The organism is Litorilinea aerophila, from assembly GCF_006569185.2.
GTDB classification, from domain to species: domain Bacteria; phylum Chloroflexota; class Anaerolineae; order Caldilineales; family Caldilineaceae; genus Litorilinea; species Litorilinea aerophila.
Genome location: NZ_VIGC02000016.1, coordinates 36,965 through 59,538, shown reverse-complemented (window position 1 = coordinate 59,538; position 22,574 = coordinate 36,965). Strand labels below are relative to the sequence as shown.

The 22,574-nt window shown below is 63.5% G+C and carries 24 protein-coding genes; 7 read left to right on the top strand and 17 right to left on the bottom strand.

Annotated elements, in window-relative coordinates; all coding sequences use genetic code 11:
- Positions 1-52: 52 nt before the first annotated feature.
- Both FKZ61_RS13490 and FKZ61_RS13485 read right to left on the bottom strand, forming a co-directional pair.
- Positions 53-259, bottom strand: coding sequence for a heavy-metal-associated domain-containing protein (locus FKZ61_RS13490; RefSeq protein ID WP_141610650.1), 207 nt, complete (start codon positions 257-259; stop codon positions 53-55).
- A gap of 61 nt (positions 260-320) precedes the next feature.
- Positions 321-599, bottom strand: a complete 279-nt coding sequence (locus FKZ61_RS13485; RefSeq protein WP_141610649.1) for a metal-sensitive transcriptional regulator — start codon at positions 597-599, stop codon at positions 321-323.
- 274 nt (positions 600-873) lie between these two features.
- Here FKZ61_RS13485 and FKZ61_RS13480 point away from each other — a divergent pair, with 274 nt between their 5' ends.
- Positions 874-1,998, top strand: a complete 1,125-nt coding sequence (locus FKZ61_RS13480) for a GNAT family N-acetyltransferase (protein ID WP_141610648.1) — start codon at positions 874-876, stop codon at positions 1,996-1,998.
- 11 nt (positions 1,999-2,009) lie between these two features.
- Here FKZ61_RS13480 and FKZ61_RS13475 read toward each other — a convergent pair whose 3' ends face one another.
- Positions 2,010-3,638 carry a DUF3048 domain-containing protein gene (locus tag FKZ61_RS13475; RefSeq protein WP_141610647.1) on the bottom strand — a complete coding sequence of 543 codons (1,629 nt, stop codon included), beginning with the start codon at positions 3,636-3,638 and terminating at the stop codon, positions 2,010-2,012.
- Positions 3,639-3,905: 267 nt separating this feature from the next.
- Between FKZ61_RS13475 and FKZ61_RS13470 the strand changes: the two genes are divergently transcribed.
- The 5 genes from FKZ61_RS13470 to rpe all read left to right on the top strand — a co-directional run bounded on the left by FKZ61_RS13470 (position 3,906) and on the right by rpe (position 7,984).
- Entirely contained in the window at positions 3,906-4,688 is a 783-nt protein-coding gene (locus FKZ61_RS13470; protein WP_141610646.1) for a slipin family protein, read from the top strand.
- A gap of 14 nt (positions 4,689-4,702) precedes the next feature.
- Positions 4,703-5,068: a gamma-butyrobetaine hydroxylase-like domain-containing protein gene (locus FKZ61_RS13465; RefSeq protein ID WP_170199685.1), complete on the top strand. Its 366-nt coding sequence runs from the start codon at positions 4,703-4,705 to the stop codon at positions 5,066-5,068.
- A 139-nt stretch (positions 5,069-5,207) separates the two neighbouring features.
- Complete coding sequence (locus FKZ61_RS13460; RefSeq protein ID WP_141610644.1) at positions 5,208-6,395, top strand: site-2 protease family protein; 1,188 nt, start codon at positions 5,208-5,210, stop codon at positions 6,393-6,395.
- Positions 6,388-7,173 carry an alpha/beta fold hydrolase gene (locus FKZ61_RS13455; protein ID WP_170199683.1) on the top strand — a complete coding sequence of 262 codons (786 nt, stop codon included), beginning with the start codon at positions 6,388-6,390 and terminating at the stop codon, positions 7,171-7,173. Before FKZ61_RS13460 ends, FKZ61_RS13455 begins: the two co-directional genes overlap by 8 nt.
- A 118-nt stretch (positions 7,174-7,291) precedes the next feature.
- Positions 7,292-7,984 carry a ribulose-phosphate 3-epimerase gene (gene rpe / locus FKZ61_RS13450; RefSeq protein ID WP_141610642.1) on the top strand — a complete coding sequence of 231 codons (693 nt, stop codon included), beginning with the start codon at positions 7,292-7,294 and terminating at the stop codon, positions 7,982-7,984.
- On the opposite strand, the gene FKZ61_RS13445 is transcribed toward rpe, so the two are convergent.
- The 7 genes from FKZ61_RS13445 to FKZ61_RS13415 form a co-directional block, all read right to left on the bottom strand.
- A complete protein-coding gene (locus FKZ61_RS13445) occupies positions 7,981-8,769 on the bottom strand; it encodes a phosphatidate cytidylyltransferase (RefSeq protein WP_170199681.1) in 789 nt (262 codons plus the stop codon). The genes rpe and FKZ61_RS13445 overlap by 4 nt on opposite strands.
- Before the next feature lie 29 nt (positions 8,770-8,798).
- Positions 8,799-9,539 (bottom strand): polyprenyl diphosphate synthase, encoded by a 741-nt coding sequence (gene uppS, locus FKZ61_RS13440; RefSeq protein ID WP_141610640.1) that lies wholly within the window; start codon positions 9,537-9,539, stop codon positions 8,799-8,801.
- Positions 9,540-9,877: 338 nt separating this feature from the next.
- Complete coding sequence (frr, locus tag FKZ61_RS13435; protein ID WP_141610639.1) at positions 9,878-10,435, bottom strand: ribosome recycling factor; 558 nt, start codon at positions 10,433-10,435, stop codon at positions 9,878-9,880.
- A gap of 369 nt (positions 10,436-10,804) precedes the next feature.
- Positions 10,805-11,524, bottom strand: coding sequence for a UMP kinase (gene pyrH / locus FKZ61_RS13430; RefSeq protein ID WP_141610638.1), 720 nt, complete (start codon positions 11,522-11,524; stop codon positions 10,805-10,807).
- Between the two features lie 86 nt (positions 11,525-11,610).
- The gene (gene tsf / locus FKZ61_RS13425) at positions 11,611-12,207 is read right to left on the bottom strand and encodes a translation elongation factor Ts (protein WP_141610637.1); all 597 of its coding nucleotides are present in this window, start codon (positions 12,205-12,207) and stop codon (positions 11,611-11,613) included.
- A gap of 90 nt (positions 12,208-12,297) precedes the next feature.
- Complete coding sequence (gene rpsB / locus FKZ61_RS13420) at positions 12,298-13,197, bottom strand: 30S ribosomal protein S2 (protein ID WP_141610636.1); 900 nt, start codon at positions 13,195-13,197, stop codon at positions 12,298-12,300.
- 194 nt (positions 13,198-13,391) lie between these two features.
- Positions 13,392-14,156, bottom strand: a complete 765-nt coding sequence (locus tag FKZ61_RS13415; protein WP_141610635.1) for a response regulator transcription factor — start codon at positions 14,154-14,156, stop codon at positions 13,392-13,394.
- A 160-nt stretch (positions 14,157-14,316) separates the two neighbouring features.
- On the opposite strand from FKZ61_RS13415, the gene FKZ61_RS13410 reads away from it, so the two are divergent.
- Positions 14,317-15,852: a hypothetical protein gene (locus tag FKZ61_RS13410; RefSeq protein ID WP_141610634.1), complete on the top strand. Its 1,536-nt coding sequence runs from the start codon at positions 14,317-14,319 to the stop codon at positions 15,850-15,852.
- Positions 15,853-15,922: 70 nt separating this feature from the next.
- Here FKZ61_RS13410 and FKZ61_RS13405 read toward each other — a convergent pair whose 3' ends face one another.
- From FKZ61_RS13405 to sufC, 7 genes are all read right to left on the bottom strand, one after another.
- Positions 15,923-16,237 carry a metal-sulfur cluster assembly factor gene (locus FKZ61_RS13405; RefSeq protein ID WP_141610633.1) on the bottom strand — a complete coding sequence of 105 codons (315 nt, stop codon included), beginning with the start codon at positions 16,235-16,237 and terminating at the stop codon, positions 15,923-15,925.
- 159 nt (positions 16,238-16,396) lie between these two features.
- Positions 16,397-16,714 (bottom strand): Rieske (2Fe-2S) protein, encoded by a 318-nt coding sequence (locus tag FKZ61_RS13400; protein ID WP_141610632.1) that lies wholly within the window; start codon positions 16,712-16,714, stop codon positions 16,397-16,399.
- 61 nt (positions 16,715-16,775) lie between these two features.
- Positions 16,776-17,156: a Fe-S cluster assembly sulfur transfer protein SufU gene (gene sufU / locus FKZ61_RS13395; protein ID WP_141610631.1), complete on the bottom strand. Its 381-nt coding sequence runs from the start codon at positions 17,154-17,156 to the stop codon at positions 16,776-16,778.
- 34 nt (positions 17,157-17,190) lie between these two features.
- Positions 17,191-18,447: an aminotransferase class V-fold PLP-dependent enzyme gene (locus tag FKZ61_RS13390; RefSeq protein ID WP_211358555.1), complete on the bottom strand. Its 1,257-nt coding sequence runs from the start codon at positions 18,445-18,447 to the stop codon at positions 17,191-17,193.
- A 251-nt stretch (positions 18,448-18,698) separates the two neighbouring features.
- Positions 18,699-20,042, bottom strand: a complete 1,344-nt coding sequence (sufD, locus tag FKZ61_RS13385; protein WP_141610629.1) for a Fe-S cluster assembly protein SufD — start codon at positions 20,040-20,042, stop codon at positions 18,699-18,701.
- 106 nt (positions 20,043-20,148) lie between these two features.
- Positions 20,149-21,564, bottom strand: coding sequence for a Fe-S cluster assembly protein SufB (gene sufB / locus FKZ61_RS13380; RefSeq protein ID WP_141610628.1), 1,416 nt, complete (start codon positions 21,562-21,564; stop codon positions 20,149-20,151).
- A gap of 107 nt (positions 21,565-21,671) precedes the next feature.
- Positions 21,672-22,481 carry a Fe-S cluster assembly ATPase SufC gene (gene sufC, locus FKZ61_RS13375; RefSeq protein WP_141610627.1) on the bottom strand — a complete coding sequence of 270 codons (810 nt, stop codon included), beginning with the start codon at positions 22,479-22,481 and terminating at the stop codon, positions 21,672-21,674.
- Positions 22,482-22,574 lie beyond the last annotated feature (93 nt).

The window sequence follows — 22,574 nt, the reverse complement described above, 5'->3', positions numbered from 1 at the left end:
GCCAGCTTGCCCGAGGGCGCCGCGCCGCCCCCCGGTCTGCAACGGTAGGGCGTTACTGCTGGGGTGGGTAGTTGATCTCTTCCAGCAGCGCCTGGATCTGCTCCCAGGTGGCCGGCGCTTCCCATTCCACGGTGACCTGCTTGGTGGCCGCGTCGGCCTGAACCTGTTTGACGCCGGCCAGTTCGCTCAGCTCCATCTGGATGGTGTGGGTGCAGTGATCGCAGGAAATGTTGGGAACGGTAACGGTTTTGGTGGTCATGACAAGTACCTCCGGTTGGTTGGCGTGCCCTCAGGGCACGGGGTTGAACGGATAAAGCGGATCAAAGACTGTTGGACATGGTGAAGACGCTGGTCAGCTCCTGCAACATGGCCTCCCGTTCATCGGGATCGTCGCCCCGGATGGCGGAGGTGACGCATGTGTGCAGGTGATTGTCCAGCAGCATGATGTTCACCTTCTGTAACGCGGCCTGCACGGCCTGGATCTGGCGGATGATGTCGATGCAGTAGGCGTCCTCCTGGACCATCCGCTCGATGCCTTTGAGATGGCCGGCCGCGCTGGCCAGCCGCTGGGTGATGTTCCTGCGAGTCACGTCGTCCATTGGGTGTTCACGCTCCTGCCCTTCATCTGGTACAGCCTGGCGTAAATGCTGGGCCGGGTTCCCCATCCCGATACCCCATCCCCCCTGGGGGGGGTATACCCATTGTAGCGTGACCCGTCCGGGATTGTCAAGGACGGGCTACAGCCGATCGTGGAAGTCGGTTTCAGCCTGGGCCAGATCGATGCTATGATCGGCCATGGACGGCGAGTGAGGAGCCTCTGCCCGGGCAGCTGGCCCAGGTAGGACCCTCCCAACCCAGGCGGAGTGGCGCACCGTGCTGCATGGATATTTCAACTACACGTCCCAAATGGCGGAAGACCGCTGGGCCCGGGGCACCTTCCTGCGACGGTGGTGGCACATTTACGCGCGGGATCCCCGTTGGGTGCCCCCCTTCTACCCCCAGCTCCGGCACGCCCTGCAGCCGGGCCGAACTCCCCACCTGGACCGCCAGGCGCCCCTGTTGATTCACCTGGAGGCGCTACCCGGCCGCCGCCGATCGGACCAGGGAGGCTGGACCACCTCCGGTCTGGCCATGGAGGAGGGGGTAGCGGCGGCGGTTTTCCTGGTCGACCCCCGCCGCCAGGACCGCACGGCCCACCTGGCGCTGCTCCGCTGCGTCAACGATGAGGAGAGCCTGGAGCGCCTGCTGGCTGCAGCCATGGAACCCCTTTGGGCCCGGGGATGCAGACGCATCCTGGGGCCCATGGCCCTCTCGCCCCATCTCCATCAGGGCCTCCTGCAGGACCATTTCCACCTCCTCCCGCCCCTGCATACCCCCTACAACCCGCCCTACTTGCCGGAACTGGTGGAAGGCCTGATGGAGCCGGTCTCCACGGCGCGCCTGTTTGAAGTGGCGGTTTCCGGCCCGGCGGAGAGACCGGAGGGCCCGGCCCGGCTCGTGCCCTGCACCGCGGCGGAGCTGGCTACAGTTCCCCTGTCCCTCTGGGCGGCTGCCACCGCCGATTGGGGGGATTTTCCCGCGCCGGATGCTCCGGAGGTGGCCTTCTTGAGCCAATGGGTGGGGATCTGGCCAGTTTGGGGCTGGCTGGCGGTGGTGGGTGAGCAGCCTGTGGGGTTCGTGTGGCTCCAACCGGATCTGGCTGCCCAGCTTCGGCGCGCACGGGGCGGGCGCCCGCTGCCGTGGCGATGGTGGCTCCGCTGGCGTAGCCGGCGACCGGTTTCTGCCGGCCGGCTCTTGTGGGGTGGGGTGCTGCCGGCGTGGCGCGGGCAGGGGATCGGGACCCAGCTATGGCAGCAGGCGCTGGCCACGGCCTGGGAACAGGGCTGGCGCACCCTCACCGTGGGCCCCCTGCCCGAGTCCTCGCCCGGGGCTGGGTTTCTGCAGAAACGGGGCGCATCCCCCCGGCAGCGCTATGCCCTGTATGCCACCGAGCTGTGACGGCGGCGGATCTACTGGTAGCTGATGGTGTAGTTGGTGGGCACCACGCTGATCCACGTCCTGCCGGGTTTGAGGCGGATTTCGGCGCCGTTCTGGTCGTAGAAGCGGGGTGTGTCGCCCTGGCTCTCGCTGCGCCAGGTACCTGCAAACGCCTGGCCATCCCGGAAGACCAGCGCCGGCCCGCTGCCGAAGAGGCGGATGCGGATGCTCCGGCTGCCCAGGCTGTCTTCCACGATGTCGGTCGTCTCGTGGGGCGCGTACTGGATGATGACGTTTTCCACCGCCACCTGGGCGCCCGTGTTTCCGTCCAGGTGGGCCACGCCGCCCAGGCTACGCCGGTAGCGGCCGCTGCCGGGGTCGTACTGGTAGGCCACCTGGCTGCCGGTCCCCCGGGGATAGGGGATTTCGATTTGGGTGGCCGGCACGCCGCCGCCGGGCAGGTCGCCGAAGGTGAAGCCCCGGATGCTGGCCGGCTGTTCGACGCCCCAGTCGCTCAGCCAGCGACGAAGGCGGTCGGTGCTGGTGCGCAGGCGGGTGCGGTAGTCGTTGCCGATGCTCACCGAGTAGCGGGTGTTGGACGGGTCATCCAGGTCGATGTCCAGGTAGGGAAAGGGCACCTGGTGCTTCAGGATGTAGCGGACGGGATCGCTGGCGCCGGAGCAGGCCAGCCCCGCCCGGTAGAGGCCGCCCAGCTCCACGTTGATGAGCCGGGCACTGCGTACGGGGCCAATCTGGGCCACCTCCTCGCCATAGAAAACGCCGCTGAAGCGGGTGATCCCGTATCCTTCCATCACATATTCATACATGACATCCGCCTGGGCGATGCCGTACTGGGGCCGGGCCGCGTAGTCGTTGTTGATGCAGACGATGAGGGGGCGCTGGCTGGCCCGGCCCGGCGGCAGGGGCAGGCCTGTCAGCGGGTTGACGGCACCCGGTGGCCCAAAGTTGCCCGCGGGTGGCAGGTCGCCTGCCGCCCCCGACGGCGGGGACGCGGGCACGCTGGCCGGGCGGGGGGCCGGGACCGGTGTAGGGGGGATGGGGGGCACGGGTACCTGGCTCAGGGCCATCCCGTCTGGCAGGGAGAGATCCACCAGATCGCCGCTGATCCAGCTCTGGATGGCTTCGCCCGCCGGGCAGCAGACCCGCAGCCAGCTCCCTGTCTCGTTTCGCCCCACGATGGTGACGGTATCTCCCCGGCGCACCCGGCCGATGATGTTGTATTGGGTGCCCGGACCGCTGCGCAGGTTGACCACGTCCGCATTTACCTGGCCCGTGGGCTCCTGGTACGGCGTTGGGGAGGGGGAAACCTCCGGCGTGGGGGATGCGGTGGGTGTGGCCGTGGGCCGCGGTGTGGGGGTGGGCGTGGGCAACAGGCTGATGGTTGCCTGGGCCGTCGGGCTGGCCAGGGCTGTGGAGGCCGGAGTCCGCTCCTGAACCGGTGTGGCCGGGGGCGAAGTGGGGACGGCCTGCGCGGGTGTGGCTGTCTTCGTGGCCATCTCCGAGGGCGGGGCCTCGGTGGGGGAAGGGGCCTCCGCCTGGGTTTCATCACCGACGAAAGGGCTGCCGCAGGCCACCAGGAGATGCAGTAACAGAAGGGACAAGAGCGGCAGCAAAAGGGGGCGGAACGTGGTTCGCTTCATGGGTTTGGCACCGGTTCGGTGTTGGTTGAGCGGTTGGAGATCGGACAGGGACGCCAACAGGTCGGGCGTCGACCGGTGTATGATAGCCAAGCGTCCGGGAAGCGTCAAGCGACGGGCATCTCCGCCCGCCGGCTTGGCCGCGCGCCACCGGCGGAAGGCGGTTGCCCCCAGGGCAGGCCCGAAGTATAATGGATGAACCGTGCGAAGAGCGGGCCGGGAGGTCGCCGGCCATTTCTGCTCCCAGTTCATCGCCTTCAGGGAGGTTCCATGGATCCACAAAGTATTTTTACCATCGTCATCGTCCTCTTCATCCTTTTCTCGATTCTGCGTTCGGCCATTAAAATCGTGACCGAATACGAGCGGGGCGTGATCTTCCGCCTGGGACGGGTGGTGGGCGCCAAGGGGCCTGGCCTCTTCTTCATCATCCCCATCGTGGACCAGATGGTGAAGGTGGATTTGCGGGTGGTGACCCTGGACATCCCGACTCAGGAGATGATCACCAAGGACAATGTGACCGTCAAAGTCAACGCGGTCTGCTACTTCCGGGTGATGGATGCGGTGGCCGCGGTGGTCCAGGTGGCCAACTATCTGATGGCGACCCAGCAGATCGCCCAGACGACCCTGCGCTCCGTCCTGGGGCAAAGCGAACTGGACGAGCTGCTCTCCCACCGGGACAAGATCAACCGGCAGCTCCAGCAGATCATCGACGAGCAGACGGAGCCGTGGGGCATCAAGGTGAGCATCGTTGAAGTCAAGGACGTGGAGCTGCCCCAGTCCATGCAGCGGGCCATGGCCCGCCAGGCCGAAGCCGAGCGGGAGAAGCGGGCCAAGATCATCCACGCCGAGGGTGAGCTGCAGGCCTCCCGCGAGCTGGCCGAAGCGGCCCGGGTGATGTCCACCCAGCCAGGCGCCCTTCAGTTGCGCTACCTCCAGACTTTGACGGAAATCAGCGCTGAGAACAACAGCACCATCATCTTCCCGTTGCCCATCGAAGTCTTCCGGGGCGTGTTGGAGACATCCGCAAGCCAGCGGAACGGTAAAGAGGCATGACCCTGGAGCCTGGCATGACCCATGTGCTGCAGCATCGCCCCCAGGACATCACCGTCGACCGCAAGGCTGGAACCGTGACCATCCGGTGGGGGGACGGCCACATCAGCACCTATACCACCCGCTGGCTGCGCGCCAATTGTCCCTGCGCGACATGCCGGGAAGAGCGCCGGAGCGCCGAGTTGGATCCCTTGAAGCTGGTGCCGGGGCCGCCGCCCAGCACAGAGATCGTGGGGGCAGAGCTGGTGGGAAACTATGCCGTCCGCTTTCAATGGCAGGATGGCCATGGGACCGGCATTTTTGTCTTTGCCAGCCTGCGGGCCAGCTGTCCATGCCCCAGCTGTCATCCGGAAGGGCCGCCGCCCCTGTTGCCGCCGGCCTGAGAAATCCCGGCAGAAATTCGACGAAGGTACCTCCAGAGGGAATGCCGACGAATTTCCGCCGTGGTATTTGCGCCAGACTCTACTGGTGAAACGGCTATCCTGAGCTGCCTCCGTCCTGAGCTGATCGTAAGGAGCGAATGTGGACACTTCCTTAACCCTGTTCCGAGCCTTTGGCATCAACGTACGCGTGCACTGGTCATTTCTGTTGATTCTCGCCTACGGGGCGGTTACCTTTGGCCTGGGGCCGGCCGGTCCGCTCTGGGGTGGCCTCTACGGGATTTTAGTGATTCTCTTGTTGTTCGTCTGTGTCACCCTGCACGAGTTTGGCCATGCCCTGGTGGCCAAGTACTTCAAGGTCAACGTGCCCAGCATCACCCTGCTGCCCATCGGCGGCGTGGCCAACCTGGAGCGTATGCCCGACAAGCCCCTGCAGGAGTTCCTGATCACCCTGGCCGGTCCCCTGGTGAACTTTGCCATTGCCCTGGTGCTGTTGCCCTTCATGTTGCTGGCCCTGGGCCTGGAGATGCGGCTGGGCAACGTCTCGGGCGACCTCTCCCGCTTCTGGCGGGTGATGCAGATGCCAGGGATCGGCAATCTACTCCTCTATCTGACCGGCACCAACATCCTGCTGGGTCTATTTAACCTGCTGCCCGCCTTTCCCATGGACGGTGGCCGCATTCTGCGCTCCCTGCTAGCCATGACCATGCCCTACGTCCAGGCCACCCGGATTGCCGTCTTTGTGGGCCGCCTGATGGCCGGCCTCTTCGCCCTGTGGGGCATCATGGGCGGCGGCATTTTCCTGCTGCTCATCGCCTTTTTCGTGTACGTGGGCGGCAGCGCCGAGCAGGAGTCGGTGGAAAGCCGCACCGTGCTGAAGAACATCTACGCGCGACAGGCCCTGACGCCCGGCGCCGTCGCCCTCTACGCCAGCGAGCGCCTCAACCGGGCTGTCGATCTGCTCATGACCAGCTATCAGACCGACTACCCGGTGCTGGATCTTTCCAGCAAGTTCATCGGCGTCCTGACCCGGCCCCGGCTGATCCAGGCCCTGCAGGAACATGGCCCCGAGGCCCGGGTGGTGGATGTCATGATCCCGGCGGATCAGGTGCCCACTTGTGGCCCCGATACCAGCCTGGCCGAGATCTGGGAAAAGATGGCCCAGGGCGGCACCCGCGTGGTGGCCATCAAGGAGGAGGAACGGTTCCTGGGGCTGATCACCCTGGACGACATCACCGAGGTCTATCGGGTGATGGCCGCCACCCTGAATAATGCCAGCCGCCGGGCTCGCTTTGCCGGTGCGTCGGGAGAAAGTCCGGCCGATGCCTGAGCTGCCCACCGAACACGGGACCCTGTTCTACGAAGTTCTGGAGCCACCGGAGCAGCCGGCAGGTCGGGTAGAAACCCTGACCCTGTTACACAACTTCTTGAGCACAGGGCGTGCTGCCTGGGGACCGCTCCTGGCGGATCTTGCCAGGAGCTATCGGATCTTGCTGCCGGATCTCCCCGGCCATGGCCGCTCCCAGGGCTATCCGCCGGGCTTCGATCATGGGGCCATGGCCCGGGATGTGGCCGCCCTTATGGTGGCCGAGGATGCCACCTCCGGCCACCTGGCCGGGGCCTCTGCCGGCGGGGTCATCGCCCAACTGTTGGTCCACCAAAAGTGGGTCCAACCGGCCACCCTGACCCTGGTCAGCACCACCCACAGCATGGATCCCGACCGGGCCGGTGCGCCCATTCGGCTGGATCCAGATGTCTTCCAGGCGGGCCGCAACTGGCTGGCCGCCACGGCCCGCCTCCACGATCCATACCATTATCCTGGCTATTTCGACCAGGAGCTCCTGCCTGCCTTCCGTCGGCTGGATGTGCAGCGGACCATCGACCTGCCCCTCTCCAGCCTTTCGTCCTGGGCGTTCCCGGTCTGTCTGATCCACGGGGAAGAGGACGAAATTTTTCCTGTTTCCATCGCCCGGCGGATGGCCGAATACCTGCCCATGGCAGAGCTCCATGTGGTGCCCCGCCAGAGCCATGCCCTGATCTTACGGCAGCCGCGCACGGTGGGGCGGTTGATGATGGCGTTCCTGGCGCGCCACCGGCCGGATTCGTAAGTACATCCCGGCAGCAATTCGCCGATAGTTTCCACCTGAAGTAGTGCGCCCAGAGGGCACCCGGAATTTCTGCCGTGGTATTTACGCCAGACTGTACAAGGTCAAAGGGAGTAAACCGATGAACAGTTCTCGCCCCATCCAGATTGCGCCGTCCATCCTGACGGCGGACTTTGGCCACCTGGCCGATCAGATACGCCAGGCCGAGGAGGGCGGCGCCGATGTCATTCACCTGGATGTGATGGACGGCATCTTCGTGCCCAACATCTCTTTCGGCCCGCTGGTCGTCCGGGCGGTCCGGGAGGTGACCCGATTACCCCTGGACGTCCACCTCATGATCCAGGACCCCGAGCGCTATCTGGCGGCCTTTGCCGAGGCCGGCGCGGACAATCTGACCGTTCACGTGGAGGCCTGCACCCACCTGCATCGGACCGTGCAGCAGATCACGGAATTGGGCTGCCGGGCCGGCGTGGCCCTGAACCCGGCCACCAGCGTCGAGGCTGTGCGGGAGATCCTGCCTTTCGTGGACATGATCCTGGTGATGAGCGTGAACCCGGGTTTTGGTGCCCAGCGCTTCATCGAGACCAGTATGAACAAGCTGCAACGGGTGCGGCGCCTTCAAGAGGAGTTAAACCCCCTCTGTGCCCTGGAGGTGGACGGGGGCATCGGCACCCACAACATCGCGGATGTGATCCGCAGCGGCGCCAATGTGATTGTGGTGGGGAGTTCCGTCTTCAACCAGGAGGGGAGCATTCAGGAGAATCTTGCGGCCCTGCGCCAGGCCAGCCGGGGCGCCCTGTGGCAGGCCGTCTAAAAGCCGAACCAGAGGAGGGCAACGTAGTAGACGAAGGGGAGGACGAAGAGGAGGCTATCCAGCCGATCCAGCATGCCGCCGTGGCCGGGGAAAAAGCGGCCGCTGTCCTTCACCCCCACCTGGCGCTTGATCATGCTGACGGCCAGATCGCCAAAGAGGGCCAGGACCCCGCAGACGAAACCTATGGCCACCCCGGCCGGCACGGACAGGGGCAACGGCATCAACCAGGCGAACAGGCCGCCGCTCAGGGCCGCCCCCATCCATCCCCCCACGGTGCCTTCCCACGTCTTCTTGGGGCTCAGCCGGGGCCACAGCTTGTGGCGTCCCACGGTCACGCCGGTGAAGTAGGCGCCGGTGTCATTGATCCAGGTGATAAACAGGCCGAAGAAAATCCACCAGGCCCCTTGGGGCAGCTGGCGCAGGGCCAGCGCCTGGCCCAGCATGGTGCCCAGGTAGATGGCGCCCACGCTGGTGGACATCCAGGTGTGCATGGGCGTTTGATGTTGGCCCAGGGCCAGGATCAGGGTCAGGATCAGGCCACTGCCCAGCACGACGGTGGGGGGGAGGTGGGCCGGCGCCCAATGGCTGAGTACCAGGGCGGCCAGCCAGAGCAGCCCCAGGGCGCGTACCGGGCGATAGCCGGCACGCTGGGCCAGGGTATAGAATTCCATCCCCCCAATCAGGCTGACGGCCAGGAACAACATCAGACACCAGACGCCACCCAGCCAGATCGGCAGCAAGACCAGGGGTATGGCGAGAATTCCGACGACGATGCGTGTAATCACCGGCGGTGGCCCGTTGGGGTTGGGTGGTTTCAGGTTTCCAGGACGCGGCCGAAGCGACGTTCACGGACGTTGTACTCGCACAGGGCCTTGTACAATTCTTCCTCGTCGAAATCGGGCCAGTAGGTAGGGGTGGCGTAGTATTCCGCGTAGGCTGCCTGCCAGATCAGGAAGTTGCTCAGCCGCCATTCCCCACCGGTGCGGATGATCAGGTCCGGGTCCGGCAAGTCGCTGGTGTACAGATACTGGCTGAACAGGGCCTCATCCAGCTGGTCGGGGGAGATTCCGTCGGCGATGATGCGGCGCACCGCGTCCAAGATTTCGGCCCGGCCGCCGTAGTTGAAGGCCACGTTGAGGATGATGCGGTCGTTGTGGCGGGTGACCTCCAGCGCATGGCGGATCTGGTCCTGCAGTTCGGGGCTGATCCCGCTGAGGCGGCCGCTGTGGCGGATCTGGACGCCGTTGCGGTGTAGTTCGTTGAGCTGACGCTTGATGGTCATCCCCAGCAGGCGCATCAGGCCGGTGACCTCTTCCGGGGGGCGATGCCAGTTTTCGGTGGAAAAGGCGTAGATGGTGAGGACCTTGATGCCAAAGCGCACGCTGCTTTCCAGCACCCGGCGAATGTTGTCGACGCCGGCCTGGTGGCCGGCCAGACGGGGCCACCCCCTGGCCTGGGCCCAGCGTCCGTTGCCGTCCATGATAATGCCCACATGGTAGGGGATCGATTCCAGGGACGCAGGGGCGTGGTGATTGCTCTCGTTTTCCATCATCATTCTCTCACAGCCTCCGTCTTGCAGTATCCATCGCAGGGTTTCTGGCACCTGCGGTATGGCTCATTCCTGACGACGGGGAACATATCCATTCAATCTTTTTGCCGGAATCAATCTTTTTGCCGGAAGACGAAAGAAAGGGGTGAGCAAGCCCCACCCCTGGTATGGACACGGTATCACAAGCGCCAGCTGGCTCTTCCGCTCCTTGGAAAAGGATGGCTGGGTTCCCGGATCCGCTGTGATCCGGTGTTGGGGATGCGCTGGACGACGTTCTCGTGCTCCCCGGCCCAATCAGCCGGGTGCGTCCCATTTGGGAAGCCCCAAAAGGGGTACGCACCCTATTAAACCGTCATGATCTCCTCGTCCTTTTCCCGGGCGATCTCATCCACCTGCTTGATGTAGTTGTTGGTCATCTCCTGAACCCGCTCTTCGGCGCGGTGAAGCTCATCTTCCGAGATCATACTTTCCTTCTGTAAGTCACGCAAGTCGTGGATGGCATCGCGACGGATGTTGCGGATGGAGACCCGGGCTTCTTCGGCCCGCTTGGAGACCAGCCGGGTCAGCTCCCGCCGGCGCTCCTCGGTCAACGGAGGAAAGGTCAGCCGAATCTGCTGGCCGTCGTTGCTGGGGGTCAGGCCCAGATCGGATTTGGCGATGGCTTTTTCGATGGTGCCGATATCCGAGGGGCTATACGGCCGGATCAAGAGGGTCTGGGCCTCCGGCACCGAGATGGTCGCCAGTTGCTGCAGGGGAGTAGGGACGTTGTAGTAGTCGACCATGAGGCGTTCGACCAGGGCCGGCGTGGCACGCCCCGTGCGGATGGTGCGTAGATCGGCTCGGAACGCTTCAACGGCTTTTTCCATGCGCTCATCGGCATCGGCCAATACTTCCTTAATCATTTCCTGACCTCCTGGCTGCACAAACGAAGCTTGAACTGGCGCCAGGCCGGGCACCATTTCCCGGTTCTGGGCCAGGCTTCCGCCAAAGTATGTTGTCACGCGAATTCTCTGGTGGGTGTGGATCCCATTGGGGGCGTACAGCATCAAATGATTGCTTCAGGCTGCCGCCCCCATCGGAACACACCTCGCTCTGGCGTAAATCCCGCGGCAGGGTTGTGGCTATCTCGCCTTCTGGGGGCAACCGGGCCGGGAAGGCGTCTGGAAATGCTGCCGGGATTCACGAGGGCTTCCCACGCTGGGCGCCCATTATTTTAACAGAGGAAAGACAGACATAAAAACGTGGGCATCGTCCCGACCCGGCACCCGGGTTCAGGCCGAGATCAGGGTGCCTACGGCCTCGCCGGCCACCACCTGCTCCAGGCTCCCCTCCTGCCAGAGATCCACCACGCAGATGGGCAGGTCGTTGTCCATGCACATGGCCATGGCCGTGCTATCCATGACGCCGACCCGCATGTTCAGCGCATCGATGTAGGTCAAGCGCTCGAATCGGCGGGCGTTGGCGTTCAGCTTGGGATCCGAGTCGTAGACCGCGTCCACCTTGGTGGCCTTGATCAGCACCTCGGCGTCGATCTCCATGGCCCGCAGGGAGGCCGCGGTGTCGGTGGTGAAGTAGGGGTTGCCGGTGCCGGCGCCGAAGATGACCACCCGGCCCTTTTCCAGGTGGCGCACTGCCCGGCGTTGGATGTAGGGCTCGGCCACTGCCCGGACTTCGATGCCGGTCATCACCCGGGTTGGAATGCCGTGGCGTTCCAACGCATCCTGCAGGGCCAGCGCGTTCATCACCGTGGCCAGCATCCCCATGTGGTCGGCCGTCACCCGTTCCATCCCGTGGTCCAGCCCATCTTCCTTGCCCCGCCACAGGTTGCCGCCACCGATGACGATGGCCACCTGCACACCCATGTTGAGAACCCGGATCACCTTTTGAGCCACTTCCTCTGCGCGGCGGGGGTTGATGCCAAAGCCGCCCTCTCCGGCCAGGGCTTCCCCGCCCAATTTGAGTAAAATGCGTCGGTATTTTAACTCTGCCATTTTTGCCTCTCTTCCCTGTTCGCCCCTCCTGGGACCCTGGGCCATAGAAGAATGCCCAGCCTTGTGGGCTGGGCATCCCTCGTTCATCAACCGCCTATTTCCAGCCGGGCAAATCGATTCACCCGGATGTTTTCGCCAAGGGCGGCGATGTTATCTACCAGTAGATCCTGGACCGTCTTGTCCGGATCCTTGACGAAAGGCTGTTCCAGCAGACAGACCTCCGCAAACCACTTTTCCAGTTTGCCCTCGATGATCTTTTCGATGATCTCGGCCGGTTTGCCGCTATCCGCCAGCTGCTCCCGATAGATGGCCTTCTCCCGCTCGATCTCCTCGGCCGGGATCTCTTCACGGCTCACGTAGCGGGGCCGGGAGGCCACCACCTGCATGGCCAGATCCCGGGCCAGTTGTTGGAACTGTTCGGTGCGGGCCACGAAATCGGTCTCGCAGGCCAATTCCACCAGGCTGGCCACCTTGCTGCCCGCGTGGACGTAGGAGCCGATGATGCCTTCGTGGGTTTCCCGGCCGGACTTCTTGGCCGCGGTGGAGAGGCCCTTCTTGCGCAGGATTTCCACAGCCGCTTCGAAGTCGCCGTTGGCCTCGCTTAAAGCCTTCTTGCAGTCGAGCACGCCGGCATTGGTCGCCTCGCGCAGCTCCTTTACCATTGCTGCAGTAATTTCCGCCATTTTGATGAATTCTCCTGCTCTCTTTTTACGTGCCTTCCGGCCTTTTCGAATGCCTGCCGGCAGCTACCCGTGCCTTTCGGCATTCGCCCCTCACTCCTGCTCGTCCTCCCACTCGTATTCTTCGTCCTCTTCGTCCTCTTCGTACTCCTCGTCCTCATCCTCGTCTTCGTCGTAGTCCTCGTACTCGTCGTATTCTTCCTCGTCATCCGAGGACTGCAACTTGGCGAGGGTGCTGGGACCCAGGTACTGCTCCATCTCGGCCAGATCTTCCTCGCGGACCTGGCCGGTGTCGGCCATCTCCACTTCCCGGATGCGGAGGCCTTCTACGGCTGCGTTGGCAATGATGCCCACGATCAGCTTGATGGAGCGGATGGCATCGTCGTTGCTGGGGATCACGTAGTCCACCAGATCGGGGTCGGCATTGGTGTCCACCATGCCGATGATGGGGATGCCCAGCTTGTTGGCTTCCTTCACGGCCAGGTCTTCCAGGTGGGTATCCACGATGAAGACCATGTCCGGCAGGCGCCGCATGGTCTTCAGGCCGCCGATGCGCCGGTTCAGCTTCTCCAGTTCCCGCTGGATGCCCAGTTGCTCCTTCTTGGACAGGTTGCGAAACTCGCCCGCGTCCATGCGCCGTTCCAGGCGGAGCAGGTAGTCGATGCGCTGTTTGATGGTGGCCCAGTTGGTCAAGGTGCCGCCCAGCCAGCGCTGGTTGACATAGGGCATGTTGCAGCGGTCGGCCTCCTGTTGGATGGTGGCCTGGGCCTGCCGTTTGGTGCCCACGAAGAGGATGACCCCTCCTTTGGCGACCGTGTCGCGCACCAGGTTGTAGTACTCGTTGAGGCGCAACATGGTCTGCTGGAGGTCGATGATGTGGATCTTGCTGCGCTCTGTGAAAATGTACGGCCGCATTTTGGGGTTCCAGCGGCGCGTGCGGTGGCCAAAGTGGACACCCGCCTCCAAGAGCGCTTTCATGGTGACAACTGCCATGGTGATTCTCCTATGTTGGGTTATGCTTCCGCCCTGTTCCTCCCATGGGCCTACCCCCTTTCGGCGGCACCCGACCCCTGGTCCCAGGGCGTGAAAAATGGAACGCGACAGGCGTTTTGCAAACGCCAAGTGGGAATCATAACATAATCAGCGCGGAAATCTCAAAATTTCCAGCCGAAGCGCGCCATAAGGGTTCAGCTCGAGGATTCCTGGGCGTCCCTGGCGGCGTTCTGTTCGCCCTGTGCTTCCTGGTTTCGTTTGAAGTCCACGAAACGGTAGCCCAGGCCCCGTTCGGTGAAGATGTAGCGGGGATTGGCCGGATCCGGCTCGATCTTTTTGCGCAGGTAGGTGATGTAGAGGCGCAACAGGTGGTTATCGTTGACATACTCGTGCCCCCACACCTTGGTCAGGAGCGTTTCGTGGGGGACCACCCAGCCCGCGTTCTGGATGAGGTGGTAGAGAAGGCGGTATTCGGTGGGCCGCAGGCTCAACCGCTTACCGTCCACGATCACATCCCGACGCTGCAGGTCCACCTGCAGTCGGTCGTCCACATGGATGATTTGGGCATCCGGCCGGCCCAGATGTTCGAAGCGGCGTAACACGGCCCGGATGCGGCTGGAGAGCTCCCGAGGGCTGAAGGGCTTGGTGACGTAGTCGTCGGCGCCTAGATCCAACCCCTTGATGCGATCCTCTTCATCGGAGCGCACCGTCAGCATGATGACCGCCGCGTCGCTGATCTCCCGAATGCGCTTCAACGTCTCAAAGCCATCCAGGCCGGGCATTTCCACATCCAGCAGCACCAGATCGGGGTTATAGTCCCGCACTTTTTCCAGGGCCTGCAGGCCGTTGTTGGCCTCCAGGGTGATGTACCCTTCCAGGTCCAGGTTCATCTTGACGAAGCGCACCATACGCGGTTCGTCATCCACGATCAGGATCTTTTTCTTGGGTTGATCGTTCATGGTGGCTTTAGTTCCATTCTCATCTCAAAGGGGCGGACACACGACCGTTGGCCAGGTTGCGCTTGCCTGCCATTATAGCACAGATGCGCCCCGGGGCAGGAGATGTCCCCATCCCCTCCCAGACCAGGGGCCTGGGGAGAGGGCGTGGTATAATGCACCCATGGCCGACAAGATCATCAACTCATTCCAACAACGACGCCAACTGGCCCAGGAGATTGAGGCCCTGGCCGAAACCTCCAGCGAATTGGAGCTGCTGGAAGCGGTGCGCACCCTGGTGCAGCGCTATCCGCCCGAGCTTCTGCTGACAGCCCTCTTGAAACATCTGGACACGCCCAGCAGCCAGCTGCGAGGGGGGCTGGGCCACCTGGCCGCGCTCTTGCCGCCGGACCAGGTGGCGCCTGCCTTGCGCAACGCGGCGGCCAACCGCCAGAACCGGCCAGAAGCCCGCCTCACCGCGGCCCTGCTTCTGGAACGTTTCCTGGGCGAGTCGGTGCCCCAGGCCCTCCTGAGCGACCTGCAGGATACCAACGAGGTGGCCTTTCAGAGCCTGCGGGAAGCCATCGACGAAGGCCGGCAAAATCGCCACATTCTCCTGGAGTATGTCACCCAGATGCGCCAGACCGGCGAGGATGTGGCTGCCATGGTGTTGGGCCTGCTGGCGCGGATCCCGCCCGTGGACCGTGTGGAGCTGTTGCGCCTGATCGCCCAGGATGACCGCCCCAGGGTGGCGGCGCAGGCCCTGAGCCATCTGGAAGCCCTGGGTCGGGATCCCGCCGCCGGGGAGCAGGCCCTGCGGGCGCTGTACACCCTGCAGTACACCTTGCCGCCGGAATTGGCCCAACAGGCGGAGCGGAGCCTGCGCAAACTTCAGTTTGCCGGGCGCCGCTATACCCCGCCCACCCCGGACGGCTGGCAGGCGCTGATGAGCCCGGCCGACGCTTCGGGTAGTCAGAGCATCTGGTTTGTCTTTCAAGCCGCGGAAGGAAAACCGGGACAGATTCTGGGGGTGGTCATCAACGGCCAGCACGGCGTGTTGGACAGTTTCGGCAGCCCGCAACTGCCGCCGGAACTGATGCCGGCCCGGCGCTCGGTGGGTCAGCTCGTTTCCGTCCAGGTGGACAGGGGGCAGACGCTGGTGCTGTTGACCTGCCCCTTCGACTATGCCCGCTGGCGGGTACAGGAGGCCCTCTCCGCCCACTGGCAGGGGGAGCAGCCGGCGTTGCCGGGCGAGTACCGCCTGTACAACGACTGGATCTGGCAGTTTGCTCCGCCCCAGGTACCGGAGGAGCTGCGTGCCTATTTCGTCACAGAGGTGGAGCCAGAGCCGCCGGCGGACCCGGCCCGGCTGGCCGCGGAGGCGGCGGCTCTCCTGGAACATCCGGCCATGGCAGGCTGGATCGTCCAAAACCGCGCCCTGCTCCAGGCGGTACGCTTTCAGGAGAGCGATAGGGAAAAGGGGGTCGAGGCGCTCACCAGGCTGGTCTTGCAGGAAATTGAAAAACGGGGGGCAACGGATACCATCCAGAGCGCCATGGCGGAGGCGCTGCGGGCCCAGGCTGCCTGGCTCCACCTGGCCGGCAACCAGGAACAGGCCCAACGGGCCTGGCGTCTGGTTCGCCCTGTGCGGACGCTCCCCCCAAGCCAGAACCCCTTGCTGGCCCAGATGGTGGCAGCCAGCATTCGCCTTCAACAATAGGAATTGTTCAAGGAATTGTTGAGCCCCCATCTCCCGCCGGGAGATGGGGGCTCAACGTTACCGTAGCCTCTTAAAAGATGCCCAGCTCTTCCTTGGCCTCGTCGGACATCATGTCCGGATTCCAGAAGGGCGTCCAGGTCAGGTGGATGTTCACCTCTTCCAGATCGGGGAAGGCGGCGTGGGTCTCCCGCTGGACGCTGGTGATGATCTCCGGGCCAGCCGGGCATCCTGGGCTGGTCAGGGTCATGGTGATCTCGGCCGTGTTCTTGTCGGTCACCTGGATGTCGTAGACCAGGCCGAGGTCGATGATGTTCATCATCAACTCTGGGTCGCGCACCTTGGCGCGGATCAACTCACGGATTTCTTCAGGGGTCGGCACACTCATCTTGCACTCCTTTGCAAAGGTAGGCAGTGGCGCCCAGGCCAGTCGATTCTGGCCTACAGGCCACAGCAGAAATGTGGCGGCACTACGTCTGGCGAAAGCCGCCGGCGCATTTCTGCCGGGGTTTCCTGGGGAGCCGGCTGCTCCAACTGAACGCCGGGCCTAGATCGGCGATTCAACCAACACGTCGTTGCCCTCGATGCGCACCTGGTAGGTGTTGGTGGGCTCAAAGGCGGGAAAACTCAGCGCAGCGCCCGTGCGGATGTCGAAGCGGGCGCCATGGCGGGGACAGACCACCACATGGCCGTCTACCACGGAGCCCTCTACCAGGGGGCCGCCGTCGTGGGTGCAGACATTTTCGATGGCGTAGATCTCGCCGTTTAGATTGAAAAGGGCGATCTGCACATCTTCCACTTCCACCAGCTTGCTTTTGCCGGGTGGAATTTCATCCAGGGTTGCGACTTTGATGAATTCACTCATTGTTGAACTATCCCTGTTCGATGACCATGATTGAGAGGCGTATAGTCGAGGCTGCATTGACCTATTCGGGCCACTCTTCCAGGCCCCACACGCCGGCCTTGAGCACTTTCAAGGGCAACAGGGCACATTTCAGACGCACCGGGCCGATCTCGATGCCCAGCATGTCCAGGATGTACTCCTTGTCCCATGTCTTCAATTCTTCCACCGTCTTGCCCACGATCTCTTCCATCATCATGCTGGCCGTGGCCTGGCTGATGGCGCACCCCCGCCCGTCGAAGGCGGCGTCCACCACCACCCCGTCCTCGACTTTGAGCTCGATGGTGATCTCATCGCCGCAGAAGGGATTGGTGTCGTGATAGTGGATGTCCGCATGCTCCAGGTGTCCCTTGCGCCGGGGATGCCGGTAGTGGTCCAGGATGGCTTCTCGATAGAGCGCGTCCATGATCTCCCTCGCTTTTGCAGCTGAAACCGTGCCCTCAGAGGGCGAAGATCTCCACGGCCTTCTCCAGCCCCTGGGCCAACTGGTCGACCTCCTCGGGCGTGTTGTACAGGTAGAAGCTGGCCCGCGCGCTGGCGGCGATGCCGTAGCGGTCGTGGATGGGCTGGGCACAGTGGTGGCCCGCCCGCACAGCGACCCCTTCTCGATCCAGAATGGCCGACAGGTCGTGGGGGTGAATGTTCTCCACGGTGAAGGCGATCAGGCCGCTGCGTTGCTCGGGGCCAGGCCCCAGGATGTGGATCCCTTCGATCTCACTCAGGCGACTGTAGGCATATTGTACCAGCGCCTGCTCGTGCGCGTGGATCCACGCCATCCCGACCTGGCTCAGGTAGTCCACCGCTGCGCCCAGGCCGATGGCTTCGGCAATGGCCGGCGTGCCCGCCTCGAACTTGTACGGGATGCTGTTCCACTTGCTGGCGGTCATCTTCACTTCCCGAATCATATCGCCGCCGCCCTGGTAGGGGGGCATCTCCTCCAGCAGCTCCCGCCTGGCGTAGAGGACGCCGATGCCCGTCGGCCCGCACATCTTGTGGCCGCTGAAGACCAGGAAGTCCACATCCAGCGCCTGGACGTCCACCGGCATGTGGGGGACGCTCTGGGCGCCGTCCAGCAGGACCCGGGCTCCCACCGATCGGGCCGCGGCCACCAGACGATCCACCGGGTTGACCGTCCCCAGCACGTTGCTCACGTGGATGAAGCTGACCAGCCGGGTGCGTTCGTTCAACAGGTTCGACAACTGATCCAGGTCCAGCAGCCCCTCGTCGGTGATGGGGATGTAGCGCAGGGTGAAGCCCAGCTGATCCCGCAGGATCTGCCAGGGGACGATGTTGCTGTGGTGCTCCATCTCGGTGATGAGCACCTCATCGCCGGGCCCCAGGTTTGCCCGCCCCCAGGTTTGGGCCACCAGGTTGATCCCCTCGGTGGTGCCCCGGGTGAAGATGATCTGCTTTTCGCTGGGCGCGTTGATGAAGCGGGCCACCCGCAGGCGAGCATTCTCGTATTGGGCGGTGGCCTCTTCGCTCAGGGTGTGGACACCCCGATGCACGTTGGCGTTGTGGCGCCGGTAGTAGTCGTCCATGGCCTGGAGGACAGCCACCGGCTTCTGGCTGGTGGCGCCGTTGTCCAGATAGGCCAGGGGACGGTCGCCGATGCGCCGGGCCAGGATGGGAAAGTCCTGGCGAATCTGGGCCAGGCGTTCCGCCGATTCCACCGGTAGGATTTGTTGTAGGTCCATGCTCATCTGTTTCATCCGTTAAAATAGAGATTCCATTTTCACATCATCATAACCCAGCCCGAAGGCTCGAGCAAAACATTTTGGCGGCTGGACCTCTTCATCGGGTATCTCCCACCGGCTTACTCTGCCGGATAAAAGAAACGGGAGGATAAGGGTACCGGCGCAGCAGACCCGTCAGGGACCTGCCTTCACCATCCGGCCTCTCCTCACCCTCCCGGACTGGCACGAATTGTCGAAGCGCGAGCCAGGCGTCAGCCGCCGATTTTGCGCTCGATGACCCGCTCCAGCTTGGTGACTACGCTTTCCACCGGTACCCGGTCGAGCACCGCCTGGAAGAAGCCCTGCACGATCATGCGCTCCGCCTGGGGGCGAGTGAGGCCCCGGGCCATGAGGTAGAAGACATACTCATCCTCCACCTGGGCGGCGGTGGCACCGTGGGTGCAGCGCACGTCGTCCGCTTCGATTTCCAGGCCGGGAATGCTGTCGGCCCGGGCGCCCTCATCCAGGATGAGGTTGCCGTTGCGCTGGTAGGCGTCGGTCTTCTGGGCGCCGGGCAGGACCCGGATGATCCCCATGTAGACGCTGCGGGCTTTGTCCTTCAGCGCGCCGTTGAAGAGCAGGTCGCTGAAGCAGTTGGGTGCCCGGTGCAGCTGCAGGGTCTGGTGGTCGATATGCTGGCGGCCGGTGGGGAAGTAGATGCCCAACAGCTCGGCGTGGCCGCCTTCGCCCATCAGGTCCACGTCCAGGAACGCCTTGGTCAGGCGGCTGCCCCAGCTCACCTGGATCCAGCGCAGGTCGCTGTTGCGGCCCATGGCCGCTCGCCCGGTCAGGAAATTCCAGGTGGAGTGGTCGAAGTCCTGCAGGTTCATGTAGCGCACCACGCTGTTGTCGCCCAGGTGGAGTTCCACTACACTGCTCTGAAGGCCGTCCTTGCCGCCCAGCAGGTCGTCCACCACCGTCACCTCGGCGCCTTCCTCGGCGACCAGCAGGGTGTGGTGATAGCTGCCCACCTTGCCGCTGGCCTGGTTCAGGATCACCTGCAGGGGCAGCTCCACCCGGGTGTTCTTGGGCACGTAGATGAAGGTGCCGCTGTCCCACAGGGCGGCGTGGAGGGCGGTGAACTTGTTGCGGTCCGGCCGGACCACTTCGGTCATGAAATATTTCTGGATTAATTCTGGATGCTGCTGGACAGCCTGCTGCAGGTCGGTAAAGATGACCCCCTTGCCGGCCAGATCTTCGCTGACATCCCGGTAGATCACCGCGCTGTCCTGGAAGACAAGGCTGGCCGCGCTGTCCATTTCATCCAGCTCGTTCTGGATTTGGGGGGATACGCTGGCCGCCCCGTTTCCAGAGGGCCGGGCGTAGGGCTGGAAGTTTTCCAGCTTGAAGCCGGTGAGGCGGGTGCGCCGCCAGGCTTCGTCGGTCGGTTGGGGCCAGGGAAGGGCCTGGAACTGCCGCCAGGCGTCCAGGCGGAAGTTCAACATCCACTCTGGCTCCTGGCGCGCCGCCGAAAGGGCGCGTACGCTCTCCTCGCTAAAAGCGGAAAGCGCTTCTGGGGTCTTTTCGGTCGTGCTGTCTTGAACGAGTACGCCCACGTTGTTTCCTCCGTATGCAATCAGGCGGGATGCGCAATCTGCCCCGGGATTGAAGCCTCCTGGCAGCGTCGCCGGAGCGGATTACGCATCCCGTCATCGCGTTCGATTAGCCGATGGTGCCTTCCATCTGCAGTTGGATCAGGCGGTTCATCTCCACCGCGTATTCCATGGGGAGTTCCTTGACCAGCGGTTCGATGAAGCCACCCACGATCATGGCGGCTGCCTCATCTTCGCTGATCCCACGGCTCATCAGGTAGAAGAGCTGCTCTTCCCCGATCTTGCTGACGGACGCCTCGTGGCCGACGCTCACGTTGTCCTCTTCGATCTCGATGTAGGGATAGGTGTCCGAGCGGCTCTTTTCATCCAGCAGCAGGGCGTCGCAGACCACGTTGCTCTTGCTGTGGTGGGCGCCTTTGGCGACCCGCAGCAGGCCCCGATAGCTGGCCCGGCCGCCATCCTTGCTGATGGACTTGGAGACGATCTTGGAGCTGGTGTAGGGCGCAGCGTGGATGACCTTGCCGCCGGCGTCCTGGTGCTGGCCATGGCCGGCAAAGGCGATGGACAGGATCTCACCGTGGGCCTTGGGGCCCATCATGTAGACGGCCGGGTACTTCATGGTCACCTTGCTGCCCAGGTTGCCGTCGATCCACTCCATGGTGGCCCCTTCGTAGGCGACGGCCCGCTTGGTCACCAGGTTGTAGACGTCGGTGCTCCAGTTCTGGATGGTGGTGTAGCGGCAGCGGGCATTCTTCTTGACGATGATCTCCACCACCGCGCTGTGCAGGCTGTTGCTGCTGTAGATGGGCGCGGTGCAGCCCTCCACGTAGTGGACGCTGGCGCCCTCTTCCACGATGATCAGGGTGCGCTCAAACTGGCCCATGTTCTGGGCGTTGATGCGGAAGTAGGCCTGCAGGGGAATGTCCACATGGACGCCCTTGGGCACGTAGACGAAGCTGCCGCCGCTCCAGACGGCGCTGTTGAGCGCGGCGAACTTGTTGTCGGCTGCCGGGATGACCGTGGCGAAGTACTCCCGCACGATGTCTTCGTGCTCCCGCAGGCCGCTGTCCATGTCCAGGAAGATGACGCCCAACTTTTCCCACTCCTGGCGCAGGCTGTGGTAGACCACCTCCGAGTCGTACTGGGCGCCCACGCCGGCCAGGAACTTGCGCTCGGCCTCGGGGATGCCCAGGCGTTCGAAGGTGTTCTTGATGCTCTCGGGCACTTCATCCCAGGAGCGGCCCTGGCCCTCGGTGGGGCGCAGGTAGTAGTAGATCTCATCGAAGTTAATGCCGCTCAGATCCGCACCCCAGGTGGGCAGGGGCTTGGACAGGAAGATGTCCAGCGCCTCATGGCGGAACTGGCGCATCCAGTCCGGCTCGTTCTTCTGGTCGGAAATCTGGTCGATGACTTTATGGCTCAGGCCTCGTTCGGCCTTGAAGACCGGCTGAATGTCGTCGTGGAACCCATAGCGGTATTCCTCTTTGACGCCGGCAAGTTGTTCACGATCTGCTTGTGTGGCCATGTGTCCTCCTCAGTGCTGGCACGCACCACTCACTTGTCATTAGCGCTCTGGGCCTCATCCCGGCTGGACCCTCCAGGGCCAGGGGGAGGGGCGAAACGTCGGCCGTTTCAGGCCGCCACAGACTGGGCGTCCTTGAACTCCTGCTCCACCCAGCCGTAGCCCCGTTCCTCCAACATGTGGGCAACTTCGGGGCCACCCGTCTTAACGATGCGGCCGTCGTAGAAGATGCTCACGTAGTGGGGCTTCACATAGTTCAGAATGCGCTGGTAGTGGGTGATCAACAGGAAGCCCCGGTCCGGGGTGGCCAGCTTGTTGATGCCGTCGGCCACCACCCGCAAGGCGTCGATGTCCAGGCCCGAGTCCGACTCGTCCAGGATGGCAAACTTGGGTTCCAACATGGCCATCTGCAGCACCTCGGTGCGCTTCTTCTCGCCGCCGGAGAAGCCGTCATTCAGGTAGCGGCGGGCGAAGCTGGGATCGACGTTGTATTCCTTCATCTTGGCGTTGAGCTCCCGCCGGAACTCCCGCATGGGCATCAGGTTGCTGCCGATGACGCCGCCCTCGTTTTTCTTGGCCTGCTCGGTGTAGCCTCGCACGTTGGAGACGGCCGTGCGCAGGAAGTTAGCAACGCTCACGCCGGGGATGGCCACCGGATACTGGAAGGCCAGGAAGATGCCGGCCCGGGCCCGCTCGTCGGCCTCCATGTCCAGGATGCTCTCTCCGTCCAGCAGGATGTCCCCTTCGGTCACCTCGTAGTGGGGGTGGCCGGCAATCACATAGGCGAGGGTGGACTTGCCGGAGCCGTTGGGGCCCATCAGCGCATGGATCTCGCCGCTGCGCAGGGTCAGGTTCACCCCTTTCAGGATTTCGTTATCTTCCACCGCGGCGTGAAGATTGCGAATCTCAAGTACGCTCATAGTTCAGTCTGCTCCTTAACGAATGGATACATACAAAATTGGGTCAAAATTGGTCCAGTTAGTGACAAATGGATCCTGTGAAATCAAATGATT

Bases quoted from the DNA above. Each gene is read 5' to 3' on its own strand.
- FKZ61_RS13400 (WP_141610632.1), bottom strand. From the start codon at position 16,714: ATGAGTGAATTCATCAAAGTCGCAACCCTGGATGAAATTCCACCCGGC.
- sufC (WP_141610627.1), bottom strand. From the start codon at position 22,481: ATGAGCGTACTTGAGATTCGCAATCTTCACGCCGCGGTGGAAGATAAC.
- uppS (WP_141610640.1), bottom strand. From the start codon at position 9,539: ATGATGATGGAAAACGAGAGCAATCACCACGCCCCTGCGTCCCTGGAA.
- FKZ61_RS13390 (WP_211358555.1), bottom strand. From the start codon at position 18,447: ATGGACCTACAACAAATCCTACCGGTGGAATCGGCGGAACGCCTGGCC.
- FKZ61_RS13470 (WP_141610646.1), top strand. From the start codon at position 3,906: ATGGATCCACAAAGTATTTTTACCATCGTCATCGTCCTCTTCATCCTT.
- sufU (WP_141610631.1), bottom strand. From the start codon at position 17,156: ATGGACGCGCTCTATCGAGAAGCCATCCTGGACCACTACCGGCATCCC.
- frr (WP_141610639.1), bottom strand. From the start codon at position 10,435: ATGATTAAGGAAGTATTGGCCGATGCCGATGAGCGCATGGAAAAAGCC.
- FKZ61_RS13465 (WP_170199685.1), top strand. From the start codon at position 4,703: ATGACCCATGTGCTGCAGCATCGCCCCCAGGACATCACCGTCGACCGC.
- rpe (WP_141610642.1), top strand. From the start codon at position 7,292: ATGAACAGTTCTCGCCCCATCCAGATTGCGCCGTCCATCCTGACGGCG.
- FKZ61_RS13485 (WP_141610649.1), bottom strand. From the start codon at position 599: ATGGACGACGTGACTCGCAGGAACATCACCCAGCGGCTGGCCAGCGCG.
- tsf (WP_141610637.1), bottom strand. From the start codon at position 12,207: ATGGCGGAAATTACTGCAGCAATGGTAAAGGAGCTGCGCGAGGCGACC.
- FKZ61_RS13410 (WP_141610634.1), top strand. From the start codon at position 14,317: ATGGCCGACAAGATCATCAACTCATTCCAACAACGACGCCAACTGGCC.
- pyrH (WP_141610638.1), bottom strand. From the start codon at position 11,524: ATGGCAGAGTTAAAATACCGACGCATTTTACTCAAATTGGGCGGGGAA.
- sufB (WP_141610628.1), bottom strand. From the start codon at position 21,564: ATGGCCACACAAGCAGATCGTGAACAACTTGCCGGCGTCAAAGAGGAA.
- FKZ61_RS13475 (WP_141610647.1), bottom strand. From the start codon at position 3,638: ATGAAGCGAACCACGTTCCGCCCCCTTTTGCTGCCGCTCTTGTCCCTT.
- FKZ61_RS13415 (WP_141610635.1), bottom strand. From the start codon at position 14,156: ATGAACGATCAACCCAAGAAAAAGATCCTGATCGTGGATGACGAACCG.
- rpsB (WP_141610636.1), bottom strand. From the start codon at position 13,197: ATGGCAGTTGTCACCATGAAAGCGCTCTTGGAGGCGGGTGTCCACTTT.
- FKZ61_RS13455 (WP_170199683.1), top strand. From the start codon at position 6,388: ATGCCTGAGCTGCCCACCGAACACGGGACCCTGTTCTACGAAGTTCTG.
- FKZ61_RS13490 (WP_141610650.1), bottom strand. From the start codon at position 259: ATGACCACCAAAACCGTTACCGTTCCCAACATTTCCTGCGATCACTGC.
- FKZ61_RS13405 (WP_141610633.1), bottom strand. From the start codon at position 16,237: ATGAGTGTGCCGACCCCTGAAGAAATCCGTGAGTTGATCCGCGCCAAG.